Consider the following 19,837-nt stretch of genomic DNA (forward strand, 5'->3'; position numbering starts at 1 on the left):
GGATCACCAGGGGATGTCGCTGCCGTCGATATCAATGAAGCGGCCACTGTCCGCCAGGGACAGGTGCTCGAAGATCCCCCGCATGGCGGTGACGCTCCGGGTGGTGTCGATTTCCCCGTTGGGGCCGCCCATGTCCGTGCGTACCCATCCCGGATGCTGAGCCACCACGGTGATGCCCCGGGCCTTCAGATCCCGCGCTGCACTGACCACCACCGCGTTCAGGGCGGCCTTGGTGGAACGGTAGATGTAGGAACCGCCGGAGCCGTTGTCCCCCATGCTGCCCATCTTGCTGGAGAGATTGATCATCAGGCGACGGTTGCCGGCGGCCACCGGATCGACCAAGGCCTCCATGATCTTCAGCGGGGCCACGGTATTGATGTGAAGGGTCTCCATCCAGCCCGCCACGTCCGTGTTGCCGAAGGCGCTTGCGGGACCGTAGCTGCCGGCGTTGTTGATCAGGATGTCCACCGGCGTATCCGAGAGGATGCCCGCCAGCGCCTGGATCTGGACGGGGTTGGTCACATCCAGGGGATGTACGCTGACCCGGCCCCGGGTCTTGGCGGCCAGGCGGTTCAGCTCCCGGGCCTGCTCCGGGTGGCGGCAGGCGGCGAGCACCCGTGCACCGGCCTCGGCGTACTGCTGCGCAAACGCCAGCCCGATACCCCGGTTGGCCCCCGTGATGACTACGGTTTCCGTCATGCCGCTTTCTCCTCCGCACAAAAATGAACAGTCCGATAAAAATATTCTGAATAAGCCATTCCCGCGCAAGCGGGAATCCGGTCACAGGCTGAAAATCCTTGACTCCCGCCTTCGCGGGAGTGACGGCAAGGGGCCTGCTCGGTGACGGCAGCGGACTTGTTCAGTGTTTTCATAATGGCTTGAGTGCTGCAAGGGATCAAGCGACCGACGGAAGGAGTCCGTGTACTGACCAGTCGGGAGGCATCGCCGGGTGTCAGGCGCTAAACTCAACCGTTGAAACCACACCGATGCTCATGCCGGAGCGGGAGAAAGGATCGATGAGTTCATCAGCCCATGCAGTTACGGTTCTGATCGTGGATGATTCCAGGGTCATGCGACAGGCATTGAACAAGATTCTCAGCTCCCGTTACCAGGTGCTTGAGGCCGAGGACGGGGAAGCGGCCTGGCGCCTGCTGGAGCGTGAGCCCGCCATCGCCGGCATTTTCACCGATCTGTCCATGCCCGGGCTGGATGGTTACGGCCTGCTCAAACGGGTGCGTGACAGTCAGGATGCGCGGATCAGGGGGCTGCCGGTGGTCGTCGTGACCGGCAACGAAGATGATGTGGGCACCGCGCAGCGGGTGCGGGATCACGGCGCCGACGAGATGCTGAAAAAACCGTTTCGCGCTGAAGAGGTACTCAAGCTCACGACGCGTCTGTTGGGCACCCCGGCCCCGGGAGCCGTGCCCGCCTCTGCGGTTGCCATCGCCCCGGCGGATGAACTCCAGTCGTTGCGCGATCAGCTGGCTCAGGCCCTGACCCAGGCCACCGCCGCGCTCAAGGGGCGGGATCAGGTGGAGAAGGAACTCAAGCAGTTGCGGACCGAGCTGATGTTGCGCCAGCAGACCTCGGATGAGCGGGAGATGCAGGTGCGCCTGAAACAGCAGGAACAGGCCCTGGCCACGGCCCGTGCCGGAGAGCAGCGGCTGGTGGCGGCGCTGGAGCAGCAGCAGGCCCGTAACAACGAACTGGAGGCGCGGCTGCAGAGTCTGACCCGGGATCTGGAACAGGCCGCAGCAGAACTGGTCCGGGCCCGTGAGCGGCCGGACGTCCCCGAGCGCCGGACACGCAATCAGGAGGCCCGCATCAAGGCCGAGGAGCTGGCCCGACTGCAGGCGGAGGACGAACTACTGACTGTCAGCCGACGTCTGGAGGAGGTGGAAACGGCCCTGGCCGCCGCTCACCAGGAAGTGCATGCGGCCAAGGCGGATACGGGGCGTCTGCGCAGCACTCAGCGGGAGCGGGAACAGCAGCTGGAAGCCCATTGCCGGGAACTGGAGGGCCGGTTGGCCCAGGTCATGACCCAGGTGGCCGAGGCCGCGCCCCGAGACAAGGCGGAGACATCCGGCCCGGTGATCGCCGAACCGGTATCCGGCCCTTCGCCGAGCGTCGCGGAAGCGTTCAGGGATGAGCGCAAGGGGTCAGAATCGGTGGCGCGCTGGGAAGCGGAGCGTGGCCGTGCGCGTCGTCGTCGGACGTGGCTGATACTCTCGGCGGGCGGCCTCGCGGCACTGGTTCTGGCATTCTGGCTGGGGACCCTGCTGGGATGAACGATGTTGCCGTGGCGGCCCGGGTTCCAGGGTGTATGATAGGCGGGCAACCACTTCGGGGGTGAGCATGTCACTCAGCATCGAACAACTGGTGGAAGAATCCACGGGACTGGTCTCATTGCCGGCGGTAGCGGTGCGCCTGAATGCCATGGTCAATGACCCGGACAGTACCGCGGCGGATATCGGTCGCCTGATCAGCCAGGACCCGGCCCTGACCATTCGTCTGCTGCAACTGGCCAACAGCCCCTTCTTCGGCCTGTCCCATCGAGTGGAGACCATCTCCCGCGCCGTCACCGTGATCGGTACTTCGCAGATCCGGGATCTGGTACTGGCCACCAGCGTGGGGCAGGCCTTTGAGCGTATCCCCAACGAACTCATGTCCATGGAGGCCTTCTGGCGTCACAGTGTCTACTGTGGCCTCATTGCCCGGATGCTGGCCGAAGACCTCAACCTGCGTCACAGTGAGTCCATGTTCATCGCCGGCCTGCTCCATGACATCGGCCGGTTGCTGGTCTTCAACCGGGAGCCGGACGAGGCCCACAAGGCCTTTCTGCTGAGCCTGCAGAATGTGAGCACTTTACCGCCCCACGAAGCCGAGCGCCGGATTCTCGGGCATGACCACGCCCAGGTGGGTGGGGCGCTGGCGGCCCGTCTCAACCTGCCCCGGAAGCTTCAGGATTGCATCCGCTATCACCACGAGCCGGCGAGCCCCACGGACTATCCCGTCGAGGTCGCCCTGGTCCACATTGCCAACAGCGTGGCCCACATGGCCGAACTGGATACCCAGGACCCCGGCGATGTCCCTCCGATCGACCCCCGGGCCTGGGAGCGTGTCGGACTGGAACCTGATGTGGTGCGTTCCCTCATCGAACGGGCGCAGCAGCAGGTGGTGGATGTGGAATCCCTGGTCCTGCATCACCCCTGAGGGCTTAGCGCCGGGCAGGGGTCTCCGCCAGCGGGTCGTCCGGCCAGGCATGCTTGGGATAACGTCCTTTCAGGTCCTTCTTCACCTCCGGATAGGTCCGTGACCAGAAACCGGCCAGGTCGCTGGTGATCTGGACCGGCCGTTGGGCCGGCGACAGCACATGCACCAGTAGCGGCACTCGACCGCCGGCGATGCGGGGCGTCTCCTTCAGACCGAACAGCCACTGTAGGCGGGCCGCCAGCACCGGCACCTCTCCCCGGCCGTAATCCAGCCTGACCCGCTGTCCCCCCGGCAGGGTCAGATGGGTGGGGGCCAGCCGGTCCAGGTCCTGGGGCAGGGGCCAGCCCAGAGAGCCACGCAGGATGGCCGTCAGGTCCAGGCGTTGCAGGTGTGTCAGCCGGTTCATACCCTCCAGCCAGGGACCCAGCCAATGCTCCAGACCTTGCAGTAGGGCCGCATCCGACAGATCCGGCCAGGGGGATCCCTGGGTGCGGTGCAGAAAGTTCACCCGTTCCCGCAGTCCCTGGGACTCCCGGTTCCAGGGCAGACAGGCCAGGCCCGTGTCCCGGATCCCTTCCAGCAGGGTGGTGCGGATCCGTTCCGGATCCGGTGATGGCAGTGGGCGGGTCTCCAGGGTCAATGCCCCCAGGCGGATGTCTTGCTGCGCGGCCACGGCGCCGACCCGGGCATCCCAGACCACTTGCTCCCGCCGTTCCTGCAGCCGGCCCAGATGGCTCTCCAGGTCCTCCCGGTTCAGCGTTGCCGCCAGAAAGATGCGTGCCTCCCGCCCGGCGCCGTTCAGATTGGGGACCACGATCCATTCGTTGCCGGAGAGGGATTCGTGACGGCTGAAGGTCGCCCCGCGCCCCCCGGAGAGCCGGTAGCGCGCTTCGGCGCCGGAGCGGCGTTGTCCGATCCGGTCCGGATAGGCCAGCGCCAGCAGCAGTCCGGCAGCCTCCCGGGGTGGCGGTGGTGCCGGCCCCGTGGCCGGCGGGGCGGGACGCCGTGCCATGGCCGCGGCAAAGCGCCGGGCCTGTTGCAGCACTCGCTCCCGGCCGCCGCGATGGATGCGGTGGCCGGGTACCGTCCGTCCCTCAAGGGCTTCCAGTCGCAGATAGATGTCCGCTTCGGCGGGGCCGTCCAGACCGCCGAGAATATCCCGCTCCTCCAGCAGGGCCGCCAGTCTGCAGGCCAGGGTTTCCAGACCCAGACGGCGACCACTGAGCATCAGGTGGGCCAGCCGGGGATGGGTCCCCAGGGCGGCGATGGCCTCGCCATGGGCGGTCAGGCGTCCGGCCTCATCCAGTGCCCCCAGCCGTTGCAGCAGATCCCGGCCCTGGGCCAGTGCCGCCGGCGGTGGTGGGTCCAGCCAGGCCAGTTCCCCGGCATCGGCACCCCAGCGGGCCAGTTCCAGGGCCAGGGGCGCCAGATCCGCTTCCAGGATTTCCGCCGGACTGTGTTCCGGCATGGCCTGTTCGTCGCCGGTGGTCCACAGGCGCAGGCACACGCCGGGTTCCAGACGGCCCGCCCGACCGCTGCGTTGGGTGGCCGAGGCCCGGCTGATGCGCACCGTCTCCAGCCGGGTGAGTCCGGAGGCGGGATCGAACCGGGGCCGCCGGGCCAGGCCGCTGTCCACCACCACCCGCACGCCTTCGATGGTCAAGCTGGTTTCGGCAATGTCGGTGGTGAGCACCACCTTGCGTTGTCCAGCAGGGCAGGGGGTAATGGCCGCCTGTTGGGCTTCCGGCGGCAGACTGCCGTAGAGGGGGTGGATGCCCACATCCCGGGGTAGATTGCCGCTGCCAAGGGCCTGAGCCACCCGCTCGATCTCCCGTTGTCCGGGCAGGAAGGCCAGCACGCTGCCGGGCTCCTCCGTCAGCACCCCCCGCAGGGTCGTGGTCATCAGCGTCTCCAGGTCGACAGGGCCTCGCCGTGACGGCGTCAGGTGGCGGATGTCTACCGGAAACCGACGCCCCTCGCTGTGAATCACCGGTACGTCACCCATCAGCCGGGCCACCGGGGCCACGTCCAGGGTGGCGGACATCACCAGCACCCGCAGGTCCTCCCGCAGCAGGCCGCGGGCCTGCAGGCACAGGGCCAGTCCCAGGTCCGACTGCAGGTTGCGTTCATGGAATTCGTCGAAGATCACCAGACTCACCCCCTCCAGGGCCGGGTCCTGCTGCAGGCGCCGGGTAAGTATCCCCTCGGTGATCACCTGCAGGCGGGTACGGGGGCCCACATGGCGTTCCAGCCGGGTCTGATAGCCGACCATGTCACCGACGGCTTCACCTCGCAGCCCGGCCATGAACAGGGCCGCGCCCCGAGTGGCCAGTCGGCGAGGTTGCAGCATGAGGATCGTGCCCGTACACCAGGGGGCATCCAGGGCGGCGAGAGGGACCCGGGTGGTCTTGCCGGCCCCCGGCGGGGCTTGCAGCACGGCGGCGCCCTGTTCGGCAAGGGCCTGCATCACCTGCGGCAGGACGACATCGATGGGCTGGGGAGGATGGGGCATGATGGGGAATGTTTCCGCTGCGGTCCTGTCGAAGGGACATGGATTTTAACGTCATGTCGGACCGTGCTGCGTGCATTCGGTCCGTAACAGGTTCCGTTGTCTCTACGAGGTGAAGACCATGAGGTTCGGGTGGCTGGTGTTCGTGTCGCTGCTGGGCGGCGTCCTGCTCGCCGGTTGCGCTTCCCGTCCGCCTGCGGTCATTGCCGACGTGCCAGAGGCGATACCCGCCCTGATGGTGGTCCGGGCCGATCCGGATGCCTGGCTGGGGCGGGAAGTCCGCTGGGGCGGGGTGATCGCCGGGGTTGAAAACCGGCAGGATCATACCGTGGTGGAGGTGGTGTCCCGGCCCCTGGATGGCCGGGGCCGTCCCCGGCAGGTGGATGTCAGCGAGGGCCGGTTCCTGGCCCATGTCCAGGGTTTTCTGGACCCGCTGGTCTATGTCGAAGGCAGGGAATTTACCGTGACCGGGCGAGTGGAAGGGGTGGTGCATCGACCCATCGGTGAGTACCGGTATGCCTTTCCCCTGATCCTGACCACCGGGACCCACCTGTGGAGCCCCAGGCCCGAGCCGACTCGTGACCCTTATCACCATTATCCGCCGCCGTTTCATTCTCCACTGTATGATCCATGGTACCCCTTCTATCACCCCTACTACCGACCATGGCGGTATTGAAGATGCATGATGCCCTCGCAAGGAAAGATCCCGCGGTGCGCGCTCGCCGGCTGCTGATCCTGCTGCTCATCCTGCTTCTCCCGGTGGGCTGCGCCACCGGGCCGCGTTTTGATACCGGGCGGGTGGATGCGGCCCTGACCCCGGCCGGGGCCGTCCGGGATGCCCAGGCCCTGGCCGGTACCCGGGTGCTGTGGGGTGGCGTCATCGTCCATGCCCGCAATTTGGCGGATGTCACCGAGATCGAGGTCCTGGGCTACCCCCTCGGCCGCAGCCAGGGACCCGATACCACGCGCGCACCTCAGGGGCGTTTCCTGGCTCACGTCCCCGGCTATCTGGAAACCGTGGACTTCGAGCCCGGGCGTCGTCTGACCGTGAGCGGCGGTCTCGATGGCACCGTGTCGGGCAAGGTGGGGGCGGCCCCGTACCTCTATCCCCGGGTCGAGGTGGATGAGTTCCACCTGTGGCCCCGGGATCATGCCGTGCCGGCTTCCGGCAGCCCGCGTTTCAACATCGGCATCGGTGTGATCTTCAGGAACTGACGCTGCCGAAGGTGTCTCTTTGCGGCTTGCTTTGTCGGGGTCGGCGGGGTCAATATCTCTCTCATGGATGCCTCCAAGGACAGTGGTCGCCAGTTGTGGTTCACGCGCCGCGACGGCCGGGTCAGCGGGCCACACCCCGGTCGTGTGGTGTCCCGGTATCTGCTGCTGGGCCGCCTGGAGATCGAAGATCAGATCAGCACTGATGGCGAGCACTGGAAATGCATTGCCGAGCACCCCCACCTGATTCCCGAGGAACTGCTCAATACCCACGGTCCAGAAGGGCACTTGCGGCTTCTGCAGGCCCGTCTGCGGGAGGATGAACGCATCCGGGAGCGACGCACGCAAGCGCCGGAAGAGACGGAAGAGGATGGTCAGGTCGCGCCGGAGGCGCGCGCGTGCCCGGATCGGCGCCGGTCCGAACCGCCGGAGATCCTGAACTTCCGCCAGCAAAGGGCGGAACTCCTGGAGCGCCGACCCCGCGATGACTCACTCAAGGCCTGGATGCCCTGGGTGTTGTTTGGCGGTCTGCTGGGGTTGCTCCTGCTGGCGGGCCTTCTGGTGTCCTCGCTGGGGCGCACGCCGCCCTCACCGCCGCCGGACTGTCAGGCCCCGGCGGCACCGGGGGTGAACTGGAGCTATTGCCGCATGCTGGGGGTCGACCTGCGCGGTGCCGACCTGACCGGGGCCGTGCTCAACAATGCGGATCTGCTGGCCGGGCGTCTGGAGCAGACCCGTCTGACCGACGCGGATCTGAGCTATGCCGATCTGCGTCAGGCCCGTTTCACGGATGCGGACCTGGGCGGCGCCCGCCTCACCGGGGCGATCTTGGTGGAGGCCCGCCTGATCCGGTCACGGCTGACGGGTGCCGATCTGAGCTATGCCGACCTGCGCGGTGCCGATCTGAGCGGAGCGGACCTCACCGGTGCCCTCCTGAGTCGAGCTGTCTGGGTGGATGGCCGTATCTGCGCCGCCGGCTCCGTGGGGACGTGTCAGGACCCCACCCCCTGATGAGGATGGCCTAAGTCCGGCCGCCCTGCTATGGTGGCGGCCCCGGCCTGCCCGGCCGTTTCCGCATCACCCCCTGGACGCCTGCATGGATCATCAAGTCGCCTCTTCCTCGGATGAACCCCAGTTCACCCTCACCCTTGACGGCACCCGAATCACGGTGCTGGGCACCGCCCATGTCTCCCGGGTTTCCGCCGAGGCGGTGAGCCGACTGCTGCAGAGTGGGGGGTTTGATGCGGTCGCGGTGGAACTGTGCCCCAGTCGCCATCATGCCATTCTCAATCCGGATGCCCTGGCGCAGATGAATCTGTTTCAGGTGCTGCGCCAGGGCAAGGTGCCCATGGTGACTGCCAGCCTGGCCCTGGGGGCCTACCAGCAGCGGCTGGCGGAACAGTTCGGTATCGAGCCCGGTGCCGAGATGCGGGCGGCCATCGACGAGGCCCGCCAAGCCCACCTGCCCGTGCTGCTCATCGACCGGGAAGTGGGGACAACCCTCAAGCGCTGTTACCGTAACGTCCCCTGGTGGCGGCGCATCAATCTGTTCGCGGGCCTGATGGCCAGTGTGGTGAGCAAGGAAAAGATCTCGGAAGAGGAGATTGAGCGCCTCAAGAGCGGTGACGTGCTGGAGTCCACCTTCACCCAGTTTGCTGAGGAATCCCGGGCCCTCTACACCCCCCTGATCCAGGAACGGGATCACTACATGGCGGCCCGTCTCAGGCAGGAAGCCCGGGAAGGAAAGTACCGGCATATCCTGGCCGTGGTCGGGGCGGGCCATCTGCAGGGTATCCGCCAGGCCCTCGCCGGGACCGACGCCGAGTCGCCGGCGGACCTGATCCGGCGGCTGGACCAAGAACCGCCGCCGGCCATGTGGCCAAAGGTCCTGCCCTGGCTGGTGGTAGCCCTGGTGATCTTCGGTTTCATCCTGGGCTTCAGCCGCAATCCGGAACTGGGCTGGCAGCTGGTGATGGACTGGGTGCTCATCAACGGTACTTTGGCGGGTATCGGCGGACTCATTGCCGGCGGCCATCCGGTGACCGTGGTCACCGCGGCCCTGGCGGCGCCGCTCACCTCCCTGAACCCCACCATCGGCGTCGGTTTCGTGGCCGCAGCGATGGAAACCTTCCTGCGCAAGCCCACGGTGGGTGACTTTTCCCGCTTGCGTCAGGACACCACTCATCTGCGGGGCTGGTGGAAGAACCGGGTCTCGCGGGTGTTGCTGGTATTCCTGTTCACGACCCTGGGCTCGGCCATCGGCACCTACGCGGCGGGTTTTCGCATCGCCGAGCGTCTCCTGGGCAGCTGAAGCTTGATCCTTATGGACTGGTCGCGGATGCGCCCGGTTCCAGGCGGCGCAGCGACTCCAGGGCCCGCTCCGCGCGGCTGACGTGGGCCTGCAACTCCGGGTGATCGGGCCGCAGTTCCAGCAGGTTGCGCCAGGTCTCCAGGGCTTCGGGAATCCTGCCGTCCAGATACAGGCGTCGGCCCGTCTCCAGTCCCAGGGTCACCTCCGCATCCACCGCCTTGGCCAGTTCCCGCCGCAGTCGTCTTACGGTGGCATCCCGGGGTTGGGCCTGTTCCAGCGCCAGCAGATGGCGGCGGGCCGCCGGCAGGTCGCTTGATTCCATGGCCCCCTGGAAACTGCTGAAGAGTGCTTGGTTGCGCTGCGCCCATTGCGCCTGCAACTGGGCCTGGTGAGCCCGTCGCTCAAGCGCCTGTTGCCGGCTCTGTGCGGCCTGGGTCGATCGCAGGGCCTGTTCAGCCGCCTCGTCGGGAGCCAGCGCCAGAGACAAGCTCAGGGCCTCCACCGCGAGAGCGTGATCCGTTTCCTCCAGGGCTGACAGACCCAGTTGCAGCAGGGCCTCGGCCACCCGTCCGGTATCCTGTTTCGCCTGCACCAGGGCCTCCTGTATCCGATCGTTCGCGGGGTCGGCCCGCAGGATCTGGGCATAGAGCGGGGTGAGGGTGGTCAGGGCGCGTCCCTGGGACAGCAGCAGCCTCACCCGCAAGTGCTGGAGGTGCTCCTGCTGTTCCTTGAGGGCTCGGGCCTGGGCCGTCTTGAGGGCTTCGCTGTCGGGCCGCACGGCCAGCCCGCGGGTATAACTTTCCTGTGCATGGCTCCATTGTTCCCGTCGCAGGTGTCCGGCCGCCTGCATCAACATGGCCTGCTCCAGGTGCGGGCCGGCACGCTCCAGCCAGACCCGGAGGGAGGCCCGTTCAGGGTCATCCTCCGCCGGCGGGAGGGTGGCCATGATTCCCTGTACCAAGACGACATCACCCCGTTGCAGGGCCAGTTGCAGGCGCTGTTCGGGGCTGTAGGGCTGGATCATCACGGTGGTGCAGCCCGACAACCCCAGGGCGAGCAGTAACGGCAGGACGGCACGTCGTAGGATCATCATGGGGCGGGCCCCGTGATTAACGCGTGGATATTCCGCTCCATGAAAGGGCGATACGGTTCGCTCACATCCTCGACCACGCAGGTATGGACCGGTGCTTCCTTGCCTCGCAGGGACAGGTAGCCGTGGGAGCGGGTCTGGATGGCTTTCGCCAGCTCATCCTCCGCCAGCAGGGCCGCCGGGATGATGACCTGCCCCGGGTCGCCCGAGGCCATCAGGCGGGCTGCCAGATTGACGGCATCACCTACCACCGTGTACTGCATGCGATCGTCCGCCCCCATGTTGCCGGCCAGCATGAGACCACTGTTTACACCCACCCGGAACCGCACCGGTACCTGGCCGGCCTTGACCCGTATCCGGTTCAGGCGGGCCACCAGGCGTTGCAGCATCACGCCGCAGGCAATGGCATGAAAACGGTGGTCCGGGTCGTCCTCGGTGACGCCGAAGACCACCATGACGCCGTCGCCCAGAAACTTGTCGATGGTGCCCCGGTAGCAATGGGCGATGCGGCTGACGTAGCTGAAATACTCGTTCAGCAGTCGCGCCACCTGATCCGGCTCCAGCTGTTCGGACAGGGAGGTGAAGCCGGCAATATCGGCAAACAGTACCGACGCCTCCACCTGATGTCCACCCAACTCCAGCTGATCCAGATTGTTCATGATCTTGCGCGCCACACCGACGGAGACATAGCGGCTCAGCGCCCCTTCCACCTGGGACTTTTCCTCCAGCCCCCGGGCCATCCGGTTGAAGGCCGTCATTAATTGCCCGATCTCGTCCCGTCGACGACTCTCCAGCCGGTAGCGGTAATCGCCGGTGCCGATGGCCCGGGTGGCGATCATGAGCTGGTCGATGGGGCGGGATAAGTGCTTGCCCATGAGAAAGGCGGCAATCCCGGCCATCAGGCTGATGATGAGGGTGGAGAGCGCGATGGCGGTCACGGCATGACGTGCGGCGGTGTGTTGTTCCGCCTGGCTCAGGGTCACCACCGCGGTGCCCAGGTGTACATCCTGAAAATGGATGTTGCCCGCATAACTGGAGGCCTGATGGTGAAGGGGGCTGGCCAGTCTCTGTGTCAGGGTTTCCGGAACCAGCCCCGATCGGGCCAGGGGGTGGCCGTCGCGATGATAGACGGCGGCACCCATGATCGTGGGGCTGCCTGCCAGGTTGATGATCAGCGCATTCAGGGCCAGGCTGTCATCGGCCAGCACCAGTTCCTTGGAGGTTTCCGCCAGTTGTTCCACCATCGCCTGACCGAAGCCGTCCATCTGCTCGTGAAGCAGTCGGCTCTGCTGGTTGATGATCACCAGGCCGAGCAAGGTCACGCAGCCGATGATCAGCAGCGAAATGCTCAGGCCGAGTTTATGGGCAACCGGCAGGTGACCCGGTCGATATGCGTCGATATGGCGCCTCAGCCTGAGGAGGGGGGATGCCATGGAGGTCTCGGGGGCATGAGGTGGCGGTATGGGTGCCATGATGATATCACTACTCCCATGAAAACCTCCTGTCGTCGCTTACGAGAAGGTTCTTCTGGTTGCTCCCGGAAAGGGCCTCCCCATCACTCCGGCCCCCTTCCCGCCATTCCCACCTCTCTCTACCGTCACTCCCGCGAAAGCGGGAGTTCAGGGCGCGCTGGATTCCCGCTTTCGCGGGAATGACGTGTCATGGGGTCGGGAATGACGTGTTATGAGGGAGTGACGTGTTATGAGTCGGAAATGGCGTGTTCAGAACATTCTCGGCCGTAGACCGGAGTTATGCTCAATTCTGGTGTGCGGGAGTAGGAAGGTAGACCGGGGTCAAGGCCGTTGCTCCGGCGGGATGACTTGCCGATGCTCTGGGTTACACTCGGTTGCAGCAGCGACGCCCTTGGTGGATCAATGACGGGATGATCTCATGACCCTGACAGAATTGCGTTATATCGTGGCGGTGGCACGGGAGCGGCATTTCGGCCGGGCCGCCGAGGCCTGTCATGTGAGCCAGCCCACCCTGAGCGTGGCGGTGAAGAAGCTGGAGGAAGAGCTGGGTGTGATGCTGTTTGAGCGCAGCAAGACCGAGGTCAGCATCACCCCGGTGGGCGAGGAAGTGGTGCAGCAGGCCCAGCGCATTCTGGAAGGGGTGGATACCCTGGTGGATCTGGCCCGTCAGGGCAAGGATCAGCTGGCCGGCCCCTTGCGCCTCGGCGCCATCCATACCATCGGTCCGTACCTGCTGCCCCATCTGGTGCCTGAGATACACCGCCGGGCGCCGCAGCTCCCCCTGATCATCGAGGAGAACTACACCGCACGCCTGGCCGAGGGACTCAGGCAGGGAGAACTGGACGTCATCATCGTGGCGCTACCCTTCGAGCAACCGGGGGTGGTGACCCTCCCGCTGTATGCCGAACCCTTCGTTGCCGTGCTGCCCGCCGATCACCCGCTGGCGCAACGTCAGAAGCTGGATATCGATGAACTGGCACAGGAAAACCTGCTGCTGCTGGGAGCGGGGCACTGTTTCAGGGAACAGGTCCTGCTGGCCTGTCCCGCCTGTCATTCCACGGTATCTTCAGGCAACCGTATCCAGCATTCGGTGGAGGGCAGTTCCCTGGAAACCATCCGTCACATGGTAGTGACCGGCATGGGGGTGACCATCCTGCCCTGTTCAGCCGCGGGCGCGGATCGCTACGCCCGGCATCTGCTGGCAATCCGACGCTTCAATGACCCCGTGCCCGAGCGTCGGGTGGCCCTGGCCTGGCGCAGCAGCTTTCCGCGTCCCCGCGCCATCGAGGTGGTCCGGCAGGCCATCATGGAGATCCATGTGCCCTGCCTGGAGCACGTCAAGGGCGCCGCCTGAAGGATCATTCCGCCCATTCGATCCGGTCGCGGCCTGCCTGCTTGGCCCGGTACATGGCCTGGTCGGCACGCTGGAACAGGCTGTGGGGGGTGTCTTCCTCTCGATAGATGGTCACGCCGATGCTGGCAGTGACCTCGACATGATCCCCGCCTCCCAGGGGCAGGGGGCAGTCGCGGATGGCCTCATGGACCCGGGCGGCTCCCACGGCCGCCGCCGGGGCATCGGTGCCGGCCATCAGGATGACGAATTCTTCGCCCCCGAAGCGGAACACCATGTCACTCTTGCGGGTGACTTCCCGCAGACGCTGCGCCACGGCCATCAACACCTGGTCGCCGGAATGATGGCCATGGTGGTCATTGATGCGCTTGAAGTGGTCCACATCCAGCACCAGCATGGCCATCGGCTGTGCGGTACGACGGCACACGGCCAGTTCCCGCTCCACGGCCCGATTCATTCCGGTACGGTTCTGCAGGCCGGTGAGGGGGTCCGTCTGGGCCGCCTGCAGGGCCTCGTAATAGAGGAGGGCATTACGCAGCGGATAGATCAGGGCGGTCAGGGCCTCTTCCAGGGCTGCCAGTTCCGACTCCCGGAATTTACGTCCCCGCAGCAGCCGGAGTTCCCCCAGCTCACACTGGTCCACCATCAGGTTGTAACGACAGCTATGTCGGGACAAGCGGCCGCGGCTCACATGAATGCCCCGGTCTTCACGATCGAAGGTCAGGCCGTCGTGGGGGATGCGCCAGGCGATGGAGTTGGAGAAGATATCAATCAGTTCGTCCAGGTCCAGGGTGGTCTGCAGTCGGTGCAGTAGCCGCGGTGTGTCGATCAGTTCGGTCGGGCCGGGGGGCGCGGCGCGGCCACCCAGGAACTGCGGGGCTTTGACCACGGTGTTACCTGCTTGGTAACGGGTTTCAATCGGGGCCTGGATGATTTGACGGATCATGTGTCCTGTCTCGGCTCTGTTCCTCTGTGAAGTAATTGAAGCGAATTCCGTGCCACCTATAAATATTTTAATAAAACAAATAGTTATTGTTTTTTGATGCGCTGGGCGGCGGAAAAATGACGCCGCTGCCGGTCGGATTTTCCCGCCGGTGCCGGAAAGTCGTGCTGCGGTCTTTCGCGGCGGACTGATACACTCTGCCCCCATGCTCAGACTCGAACATCTCTCCCTCAGACGCGGTACCCGGGTCCTGATCCAGGATGCGGATCTCACCATTCATCCGGGCTGGCGGGTGGGTGTGACCGGCGCCAACGGCACCGGCAAGTCCAGCCTGTTTGCCCTGCTGCGGGGGGAGCTGGCCCCTGACCAGGGGGAATGCAGTCTGCCTTCGGACTGGGTTATCGCCCACGTGGCACAGGAGGTGGAGGGGAGCGAACGCAGCGCCCTGGATTACGTCATGGACGGCGACGCCGAGCTGCGTCGTCTGCAAGGGGATCTGGCCCGGGCGGAAGCCGCGGGGGAGGGGGCCCGGGTGGGGGAACTGCATGCCCGCCTGGATGCCATTGATGCCTGGACTGCGGAAAGCCGGGCCGGCAAGCTGCTCCACGGTTTGGGGTTTGGGCCGGGGGATGAGCGACGCCCCATGGCCTCCTTTTCCGGTGGCTGGCGCATGCGCCTGAACCTGGGGCGTGCCCTGATGTGCCGGTCGGACCTGCTGTTGTTGGATGAACCCACCAATCACCTGGACCTGGAGGCGGTGCTGTGGCTGGAGCGGTGGCTGATATCCTATTCGGGGACGTTGCTGCTCATCTCCCATGATCGGGACTTCCTGGACCGGGTGGTGACCCATGTGGCTCATATCGAGCAGGGCGGCATCCGGCTCTATACCGGCGATTATTCCGCCTTCGAATTAGCCCGTGCGGAGGCCCTCTCCCGCCAGCAGGCCCTGCATGAGCGCCAGCAGCGGGAAATCGAACACATGGAGACGTTCGTGGCCCGGTTCCGGGCCAAGGCCAGCAAGGCCCGCCAGGCCCAGAGCCGCCTCAAGGCCCTGGAGCGCATGACCCGGGTGGCCTCGGTCCATGCCGATTCACCGTTTCGTTTTGCCTTTCGCGAGCCCCTGCGCCTGCCCGATCCCTTGCTGAAGCTGGATCGCATCTCCGGCGGGTATGGCGAGACAGCGGTGATCCAGGGGGTCAAATACTCCCTGCATCCGGGGGCACGCCTGGGGTTGCTGGGCCCCAACGGCGCGGGCAAGTCGACCCTTATCCGGATCATGGCCGGGGACCTCGCCCCCCTGGTTGGCTCCCGGGAGCCGGCACCTGATCTGTCGGTGGGCTATTTCGCCCAGCACCAGCTGGAGCAGCTGGATCCCCAGGCCAGTCCCCTGCTGCATCTGCAGCGACTGGACGGCCGGGCTCGGGAGCAGGAACTGCGCAACTTCCTTGGTGGCTTCGGTTTTCTGGGGGATCAGGCCCTGGCGCCGGTAGAACCTTTCTCCGGTGGGGAGAAGGCCCGACTGGTGCTGGCCCTGCTGGTCTGGCAGCGGCCCAATCTGTTGCTGCTGGACGAGCCCACCAACCACCTGGACATGGACATGCGTCACGCCCTGGAGCAGGCCCTGCAGGATTTCGGGGGGGCGGTGGTGCTGGTGTCCCATGACCGTCACATGCTGCGCAGTGTCTGTGACGACTTCCTGCTGGTGGCCGATGGGGGCGCCCAGGCCTTTGAGGGTGACCTGGAAGATTACCGGGACTGGCTGGCGGCCCGTGAGCGGGCCCAGGGGGGCGGTGACGTCCGGGAAATGGGTGGTGAACAGGGCGCGGCATCCCGCAAGGCCCGCAAGCGAGACGAGGCGGCACTCCGGCAGCGGCTCAAGCCCCTGCGGGATCAGGTGAGACGGCTGGAACGGGAACACGAAACCCTGGAGCAGGAAAAACGGTCCCTGGATGAGGCCCTGGCGGACCCCGCGATCTATGAGGCATCCGCCAGGGAGCGCCTGCAGTCGCTGCTGGGCCGCCAGGCGGAAACCGCCCGGCGGCTGGCCGAGGTGGAATCGACCTGGCTGGAGGCCTGCGAGGCCCTGGAGATTGCGGAGTCGGCGGACTAGGGGCGACCGACAGTCTGCCGATACCGAGGATTACTGCACGATGAAACCGGTGAAATAAAGCCCATTGATGGCCGGTGTGCCGGTGTGATCGGTCATGACCTGACGCAGGTTGTCCAGGGCCTCGGTGCGCAGCTGCTCCCGGGCCGCGGAGGTCTGCACCAGTTCCGGATCACGGCCGCCGAAATACAGGATCAGGTGGTGGCGGATCACCGGCATGTGGTGTTCCACCAGCTGGGCCTCCTGCGCCGTCTCCACGTAGAGCTGGGCATTGAGCTGCAGATACTGGGCCCGGCGAGGATTGTCCAGATTCACCACCAGGGCCGGCTGCAGGGGGATATAGCCCGGCCAGGTGGCCCCCCCTCCGGAGGGCGCGGCCGGCGCCGTCTGACTCCACCCCAGCAGGGCGATCAGCAGCAGGGCCGGGAAAACGGTCAGTTTGGTTCTTTGGCGTTGCATGTCTTGAGCCTGTGTGGAAGCAGTGAGGGTCCCGGCCCCGGTCGATTCGGCGGCCGGGTCATGGGGTGGAATCGTCATCGCCGGGGAAGATCACCGTGCGGCTTGGGTCGATGCGCAGGATCTCGCGCCCCTGCGCCACGGGCAGCAGGTTGCGCCGGCCATCCAGAAACGCAATGCACAGACGGCCTTCCGCCAGGGCTGCCTGCTGTTCCGCCGTCACGTAGAGGTGCTTGATGGTGCTGCCCACCTGGAAGTGATAGGCCACATCGGCCTCCTCCTTGTTCATGCGGTGGGCCGCCACCAGTTGCCGGAGTTGGTGCTTGAGGGCGCGGGCATCGGGTCGGGGTACGGCTTGAGGCGCCGGCGTCTCTGATGCCTGTTGTCCTTGAGGCTTGCCGCGAGGTGTCTGCCCCTGGGGTTTGCCGGTTCTGCGTCCCGGACTGCGCGGGCCCTGGCGCTTGGGTCCGGCCCCGTGACCGCCCTTGCCGGGGGCGGCGTTTCGCGCCCCTCGGCGCTCACCCTGACGGGCGACGGGGGTCTTGGCCTGTTCGACCTGCTTGACCTGTTCTTCAGTGACCAGTCCGGCCTGGAGCAACTGCTCGCGGAGGCTCTGGGTCATGTCTTACTCCTTAACGTGCAAAACGCCGGGGCCCCGTGGCAGTCGAGCCAAGGGGTCCTGGCGGTAGAATTGGCGGAATTGCCCATAGACATCCGGATAGGACTGAGCCAGGGTCCAGGGTTCGACGAAGAAATATTCGCTCATTACGGCAAAGAATTCACCCGGTTCGCTGGCCGCATAGGGATCCAGGTCCACCGGCTCATCCCGGTCCAGCCGAGCATGTAGCTCATCGTAGGCCCTGCTCAGGGCCCGGGTCCAGTCCTGAATGGACATTTCCGGGTGCAGGGGCGGCATGCCGTTGGCCACACCGTTACGCAGGTCCAGGGTATGGACGAATTCGTGAATGGCCAGCGGCTCTCCCGCGGCCATGGCCGCCCAGGACAGCAGCACCGGCCCCCGCTCCCAGGCCTCGCCGCTGTAGGGGCTTTCATCCAGGTGCAGGATGCCGTCATCGTCCATGATCTCTCGCCGGGGCAGAAAGTCATCGGGGTAGACGATGATGGTGGACCACTGGTCGTACCAGTCGATCCCCAGTTTGAGGATGGGGAGGCACGCCTGCAGGGCGATGTGCAGGGCGATGGAAGGGTTGATCTCCAGGCCATGGGCACCGTGGAGGTGCTTTTCATGCAGAAACAGGGTAGCCAGGCGGCGCAACTCCGCCCGCTCGGTACCGCTCAGTCCGGTCAGTATGGGCTGCGCCGCCAGCCCGGCATGCCAGAGTACGTCCGGAATGGGGTCCCGGGCCAGGGTGCGCTGTCGTCGCCAGGATTTGAACAGAGGGGGCATGCCGGGGTGCGTCAGGTAGGGGTGGATCAGGGTCATTATGGGGGGTAGCACTGAAGTTTTCAGCCACAGCCATAGTATGATGGCATGGCATGAAGGATGGCTCCGATGGAGAAGTCAACGTTGTACACCCACTGTGAAACACGCCTACGGCAGATCCTCAACCTGGGCGGTGCCCGCTGTCTGCGGGGTACCCGCATCGGTCTGGAAAAGGAAAGCCTGCGGGTGGATACGGACGGCAGCATCGCCCGGACGCCCCACCCGCGCGCGCTCGGTTCGGCACTGACCCACCCCTGGATCACCACCGACTATTCCGAAGCCCTGCTGGAATTCATTACCCCGCCCTGCGATACCCCGGGTGAGGCCCTGGCCTTCCTGCGGGACCTGCACGCCTTCACCTATCCCCGCATCGATGATGAATTCCTCTGGGCCACCAGCATGCCCTGCGTGTTGGCGGGGGAGCAGGGGATTCCGGTGGCCCGCTATGGCGATTCCAACGCCGGACGCATGAAGACCGTCTATCGTCTGGGTCTGGGTCACCGTTACGGGCGTCTGATGCAGGTGATCGCCGGCGTACATTTCAACTTTTCCATGGGCGAGTGTTTCTGGCCCATCTATCAGCAGGTACTGGGGGCAGAGGGAGAAGAGCCTCGCCGGTTTCGTGACCGCGGCTATTTCGGCATGATCCGCAACCTGCAGCGCCTGGGCTGGTTGATCCCCTACCTCTTCGGGGCCTCCCCGGCGGTGTGTCGATCCTTCCTCGCCGGCAAGCCCACCACCTTGGTGGAATTTGACGAGACCACTTTTTACGAACCCTGGGCCACCAGCCTGCGCATGGGTGATATCGGCTATCAGAACCGCAAGGAAGAAGAAAGCGGCATCAAGGCCAACTATGACAGCCTGGAGGGCTATGTCCGCAGCCTGTCCCGGGCCATCAACACGCCGTCGCCGGAATATGCCCGGATCGGCGTGGAGGTGGGCGGGGAATATCGCCAGCTCAACGCCAATATCCTGCAGATCGAAAACGAGTATTACAGTACCGTGCGCCCCAAACCCCTGACGGAGGGGGATGAGCGACCCACGGTGGCTCTGGAGCGGCGTGGCGTGGCCTATGTGGAACTACGTTCGGTGGACGTGAATGCCTTTGATCCCCTGGGGGTCAATGAGTCCCAGCTTCGCTTCCTGGAGGCGTTCATGATCTATGCCTTGCTGCTGGACAGTCCGCCCATCAGCGAGGTGGAGCGTTTTGCCATTGATCACAACCAGAGCGCCACCGCCCACCGGGGCAGGGACCCGTCGCTGCAGCTCATGCGCAACGGCGGACAGGTGCCGTTACGGGCTTGGGCGACCGAGGTGCTGGAGCAGATGGCACCGCTGTGTCGGGTGCTGGATGACGGCGACGCGGAGCAGCCCTATTCCCGTTCCTTGGCGGAGCAGCAGGCCAAGGTGGCCGATGCGAAGCTGACGCCTTCCGCCCGCATGCTGGCCCTGATGTGTGAGCGCGAGCAGGGTTTTCACGAGTTTGCGCGGCAGATGTCCCTGGCCCATGCAACCTGCCTGCGGGGAGCGGGGCTTGACCCGGCGAGGGAGGCGATGCTGGAGGCAGAGGCCCGGGAGTCCCTGGTACGACAGCAGCGCCTGGAGGCGGAGGATGACGTGTCCTTCGCCGAGTACCTGCGACGTTATTTTCGATAGGCCGTCACGGCCGTTCAGGTGTCTTGATGTCACCCCCGCGCAAGCACCCTGACGCCGCAGTCGCGAAGGCATT

At 65.6% G+C, this 19,837-nt stretch carries 17 protein-coding genes; 9 read left to right on the forward strand and 8 right to left on the reverse strand.

The features are described 5' to 3' along the window. Positions 1–3: 3 nt before the first annotated feature. Positions 4–699, reverse strand: a complete 696-nt coding sequence (locus tag LQ952_RS07970) for an SDR family oxidoreductase (protein ID WP_238622131.1) — start codon at positions 697–699, stop codon at positions 4–6. Positions 700–1,016: 317 nt separating this feature from the next. Between LQ952_RS07970 and LQ952_RS07975 the strand changes: the two genes are divergently transcribed. Both LQ952_RS07975 and LQ952_RS07980 read left to right on the forward strand, forming a co-directional pair. Further along, positions 1,017–2,288 (forward strand): response regulator, encoded by a 1,272-nt coding sequence (locus LQ952_RS07975; protein ID WP_238622132.1) that lies wholly within the window; start codon positions 1,017–1,019, stop codon positions 2,286–2,288. A gap of 67 nt (positions 2,289–2,355) precedes the next feature. Then, the gene (locus tag LQ952_RS07980) at positions 2,356–3,213 is read left to right on the forward strand and encodes an HDOD domain-containing protein (RefSeq protein WP_238622133.1); all 858 of its coding nucleotides are present in this window, start codon (positions 2,356–2,358) and stop codon (positions 3,211–3,213) included. A 4-nt stretch (positions 3,214–3,217) separates the two neighbouring features. Here the strand turns inward: LQ952_RS07980 and hrpB are convergent, their stop codons facing one another. Continuing rightward, positions 3,218–5,725 (reverse strand): ATP-dependent helicase HrpB, encoded by a 2,508-nt coding sequence (gene hrpB, locus LQ952_RS07985; protein ID WP_238622134.1) that lies wholly within the window; start codon positions 5,723–5,725, stop codon positions 3,218–3,220. Positions 5,726–5,843: 118 nt separating this feature from the next. Between hrpB and LQ952_RS07990 the strand changes: the two genes are divergently transcribed. The 4 genes from LQ952_RS07990 (at position 5,844) to LQ952_RS08005 (ending at position 9,245) form a co-directional block, all read left to right on the forward strand. Continuing rightward, on the forward strand, positions 5,844–6,398 hold the full coding sequence (locus tag LQ952_RS07990; protein ID WP_238622135.1) for a Slp family lipoprotein: 555 nt from the start codon (positions 5,844–5,846) through the stop codon (positions 6,396–6,398). 2 nt (positions 6,399–6,400) lie between these two features. Next, on the forward strand, positions 6,401–6,937 hold the full coding sequence (locus LQ952_RS07995) for a Slp family lipoprotein (RefSeq protein ID WP_238622136.1): 537 nt from the start codon (positions 6,401–6,403) through the stop codon (positions 6,935–6,937). Positions 6,938–7,000: 63 nt separating this feature from the next. Next, a complete protein-coding gene (locus LQ952_RS08000; RefSeq protein ID WP_238622137.1) occupies positions 7,001–7,945 on the forward strand; it encodes a pentapeptide repeat-containing protein in 945 nt (314 codons plus the stop codon). 85 nt (positions 7,946–8,030) lie between these two features. Next, positions 8,031–9,245: a TraB/GumN family protein gene (locus LQ952_RS08005; RefSeq protein WP_238622138.1), complete on the forward strand. Its 1,215-nt coding sequence runs from the start codon at positions 8,031–8,033 to the stop codon at positions 9,243–9,245. Positions 9,246–9,255: 10 nt separating this feature from the next. Here the strand turns inward: LQ952_RS08005 and LQ952_RS08010 are convergent, their stop codons facing one another. Both LQ952_RS08010 and LQ952_RS08015 read right to left on the reverse strand, forming a co-directional pair. After that, complete coding sequence (locus LQ952_RS08010; protein ID WP_238622139.1) at positions 9,256–10,338, reverse strand: tetratricopeptide repeat protein; 1,083 nt, start codon at positions 10,336–10,338, stop codon at positions 9,256–9,258. Next, positions 10,335–11,768, reverse strand: coding sequence for an adenylate/guanylate cyclase domain-containing protein (locus tag LQ952_RS08015; protein ID WP_238622140.1), 1,434 nt, complete (start codon positions 11,766–11,768; stop codon positions 10,335–10,337). The genes LQ952_RS08010 and LQ952_RS08015 overlap by 4 nt, the downstream gene beginning before the upstream one ends. 457 nt (positions 11,769–12,225) lie before the next feature. Between LQ952_RS08015 and LQ952_RS08020 the strand changes: the two genes are divergently transcribed. Beyond that, the gene (locus tag LQ952_RS08020) at positions 12,226–13,161 is read left to right on the forward strand and encodes a hydrogen peroxide-inducible genes activator (protein ID WP_238622141.1); all 936 of its coding nucleotides are present in this window, start codon (positions 12,226–12,228) and stop codon (positions 13,159–13,161) included. Positions 13,162–13,165: 4 nt separating this feature from the next. On the opposite strand, the gene LQ952_RS08025 is transcribed toward LQ952_RS08020, so the two are convergent. Then, positions 13,166–14,104 (reverse strand): GGDEF domain-containing protein, encoded by a 939-nt coding sequence (locus tag LQ952_RS08025; RefSeq protein WP_238622142.1) that lies wholly within the window; start codon positions 14,102–14,104, stop codon positions 13,166–13,168. Positions 14,105–14,306: 202 nt separating this feature from the next. On the opposite strand from LQ952_RS08025, the gene LQ952_RS08030 reads away from it, so the two are divergent. Then, positions 14,307–16,211 carry an ATP-binding cassette domain-containing protein gene (locus LQ952_RS08030; RefSeq protein ID WP_238622143.1) on the forward strand — a complete coding sequence of 635 codons (1,905 nt, stop codon included), beginning with the start codon at positions 14,307–14,309 and terminating at the stop codon, positions 16,209–16,211. A gap of 30 nt (positions 16,212–16,241) precedes the next feature. Here the strand turns inward: LQ952_RS08030 and LQ952_RS08035 are convergent, their stop codons facing one another. Genes LQ952_RS08035 through LQ952_RS08045 form a run of 3 tightly spaced genes read right to left on the reverse strand, consistent with a single transcriptional unit; the run spans position 16,242 to position 18,123 of the window. Beyond that, on the reverse strand, positions 16,242–16,667 hold the full coding sequence (locus LQ952_RS08035; RefSeq protein ID WP_238622144.1) for a flagellar basal body-associated FliL family protein: 426 nt from the start codon (positions 16,665–16,667) through the stop codon (positions 16,242–16,244). A gap of 58 nt (positions 16,668–16,725) precedes the next feature. Then, the gene (locus tag LQ952_RS08040) at positions 16,726–17,286 is read right to left on the reverse strand and encodes a DUF2058 family protein (RefSeq protein ID WP_238622145.1); all 561 of its coding nucleotides are present in this window, start codon (positions 17,284–17,286) and stop codon (positions 16,726–16,728) included. 3 nt (positions 17,287–17,289) lie between these two features. Further along, complete coding sequence (locus LQ952_RS08045) at positions 17,290–18,123, reverse strand: M90 family metallopeptidase (RefSeq protein ID WP_238622146.1); 834 nt, start codon at positions 18,121–18,123, stop codon at positions 17,290–17,292. Positions 18,124–18,177: 54 nt separating this feature from the next. On the opposite strand from LQ952_RS08045, the gene gshA reads away from it, so the two are divergent. Next, positions 18,178–19,764 carry a glutamate--cysteine ligase gene (gene gshA / locus LQ952_RS08050; RefSeq protein ID WP_238622147.1) on the forward strand — a complete coding sequence of 529 codons (1,587 nt, stop codon included), beginning with the start codon at positions 18,178–18,180 and terminating at the stop codon, positions 19,762–19,764. Positions 19,765–19,837 lie beyond the last annotated feature (73 nt).

This window comes from Ectothiorhodospira lacustris (genome assembly GCF_022227785.1).
Taxonomy (GTDB): Bacteria; Pseudomonadota; Gammaproteobacteria; order Ectothiorhodospirales; family Ectothiorhodospiraceae; genus Ectothiorhodospira; species Ectothiorhodospira lacustris.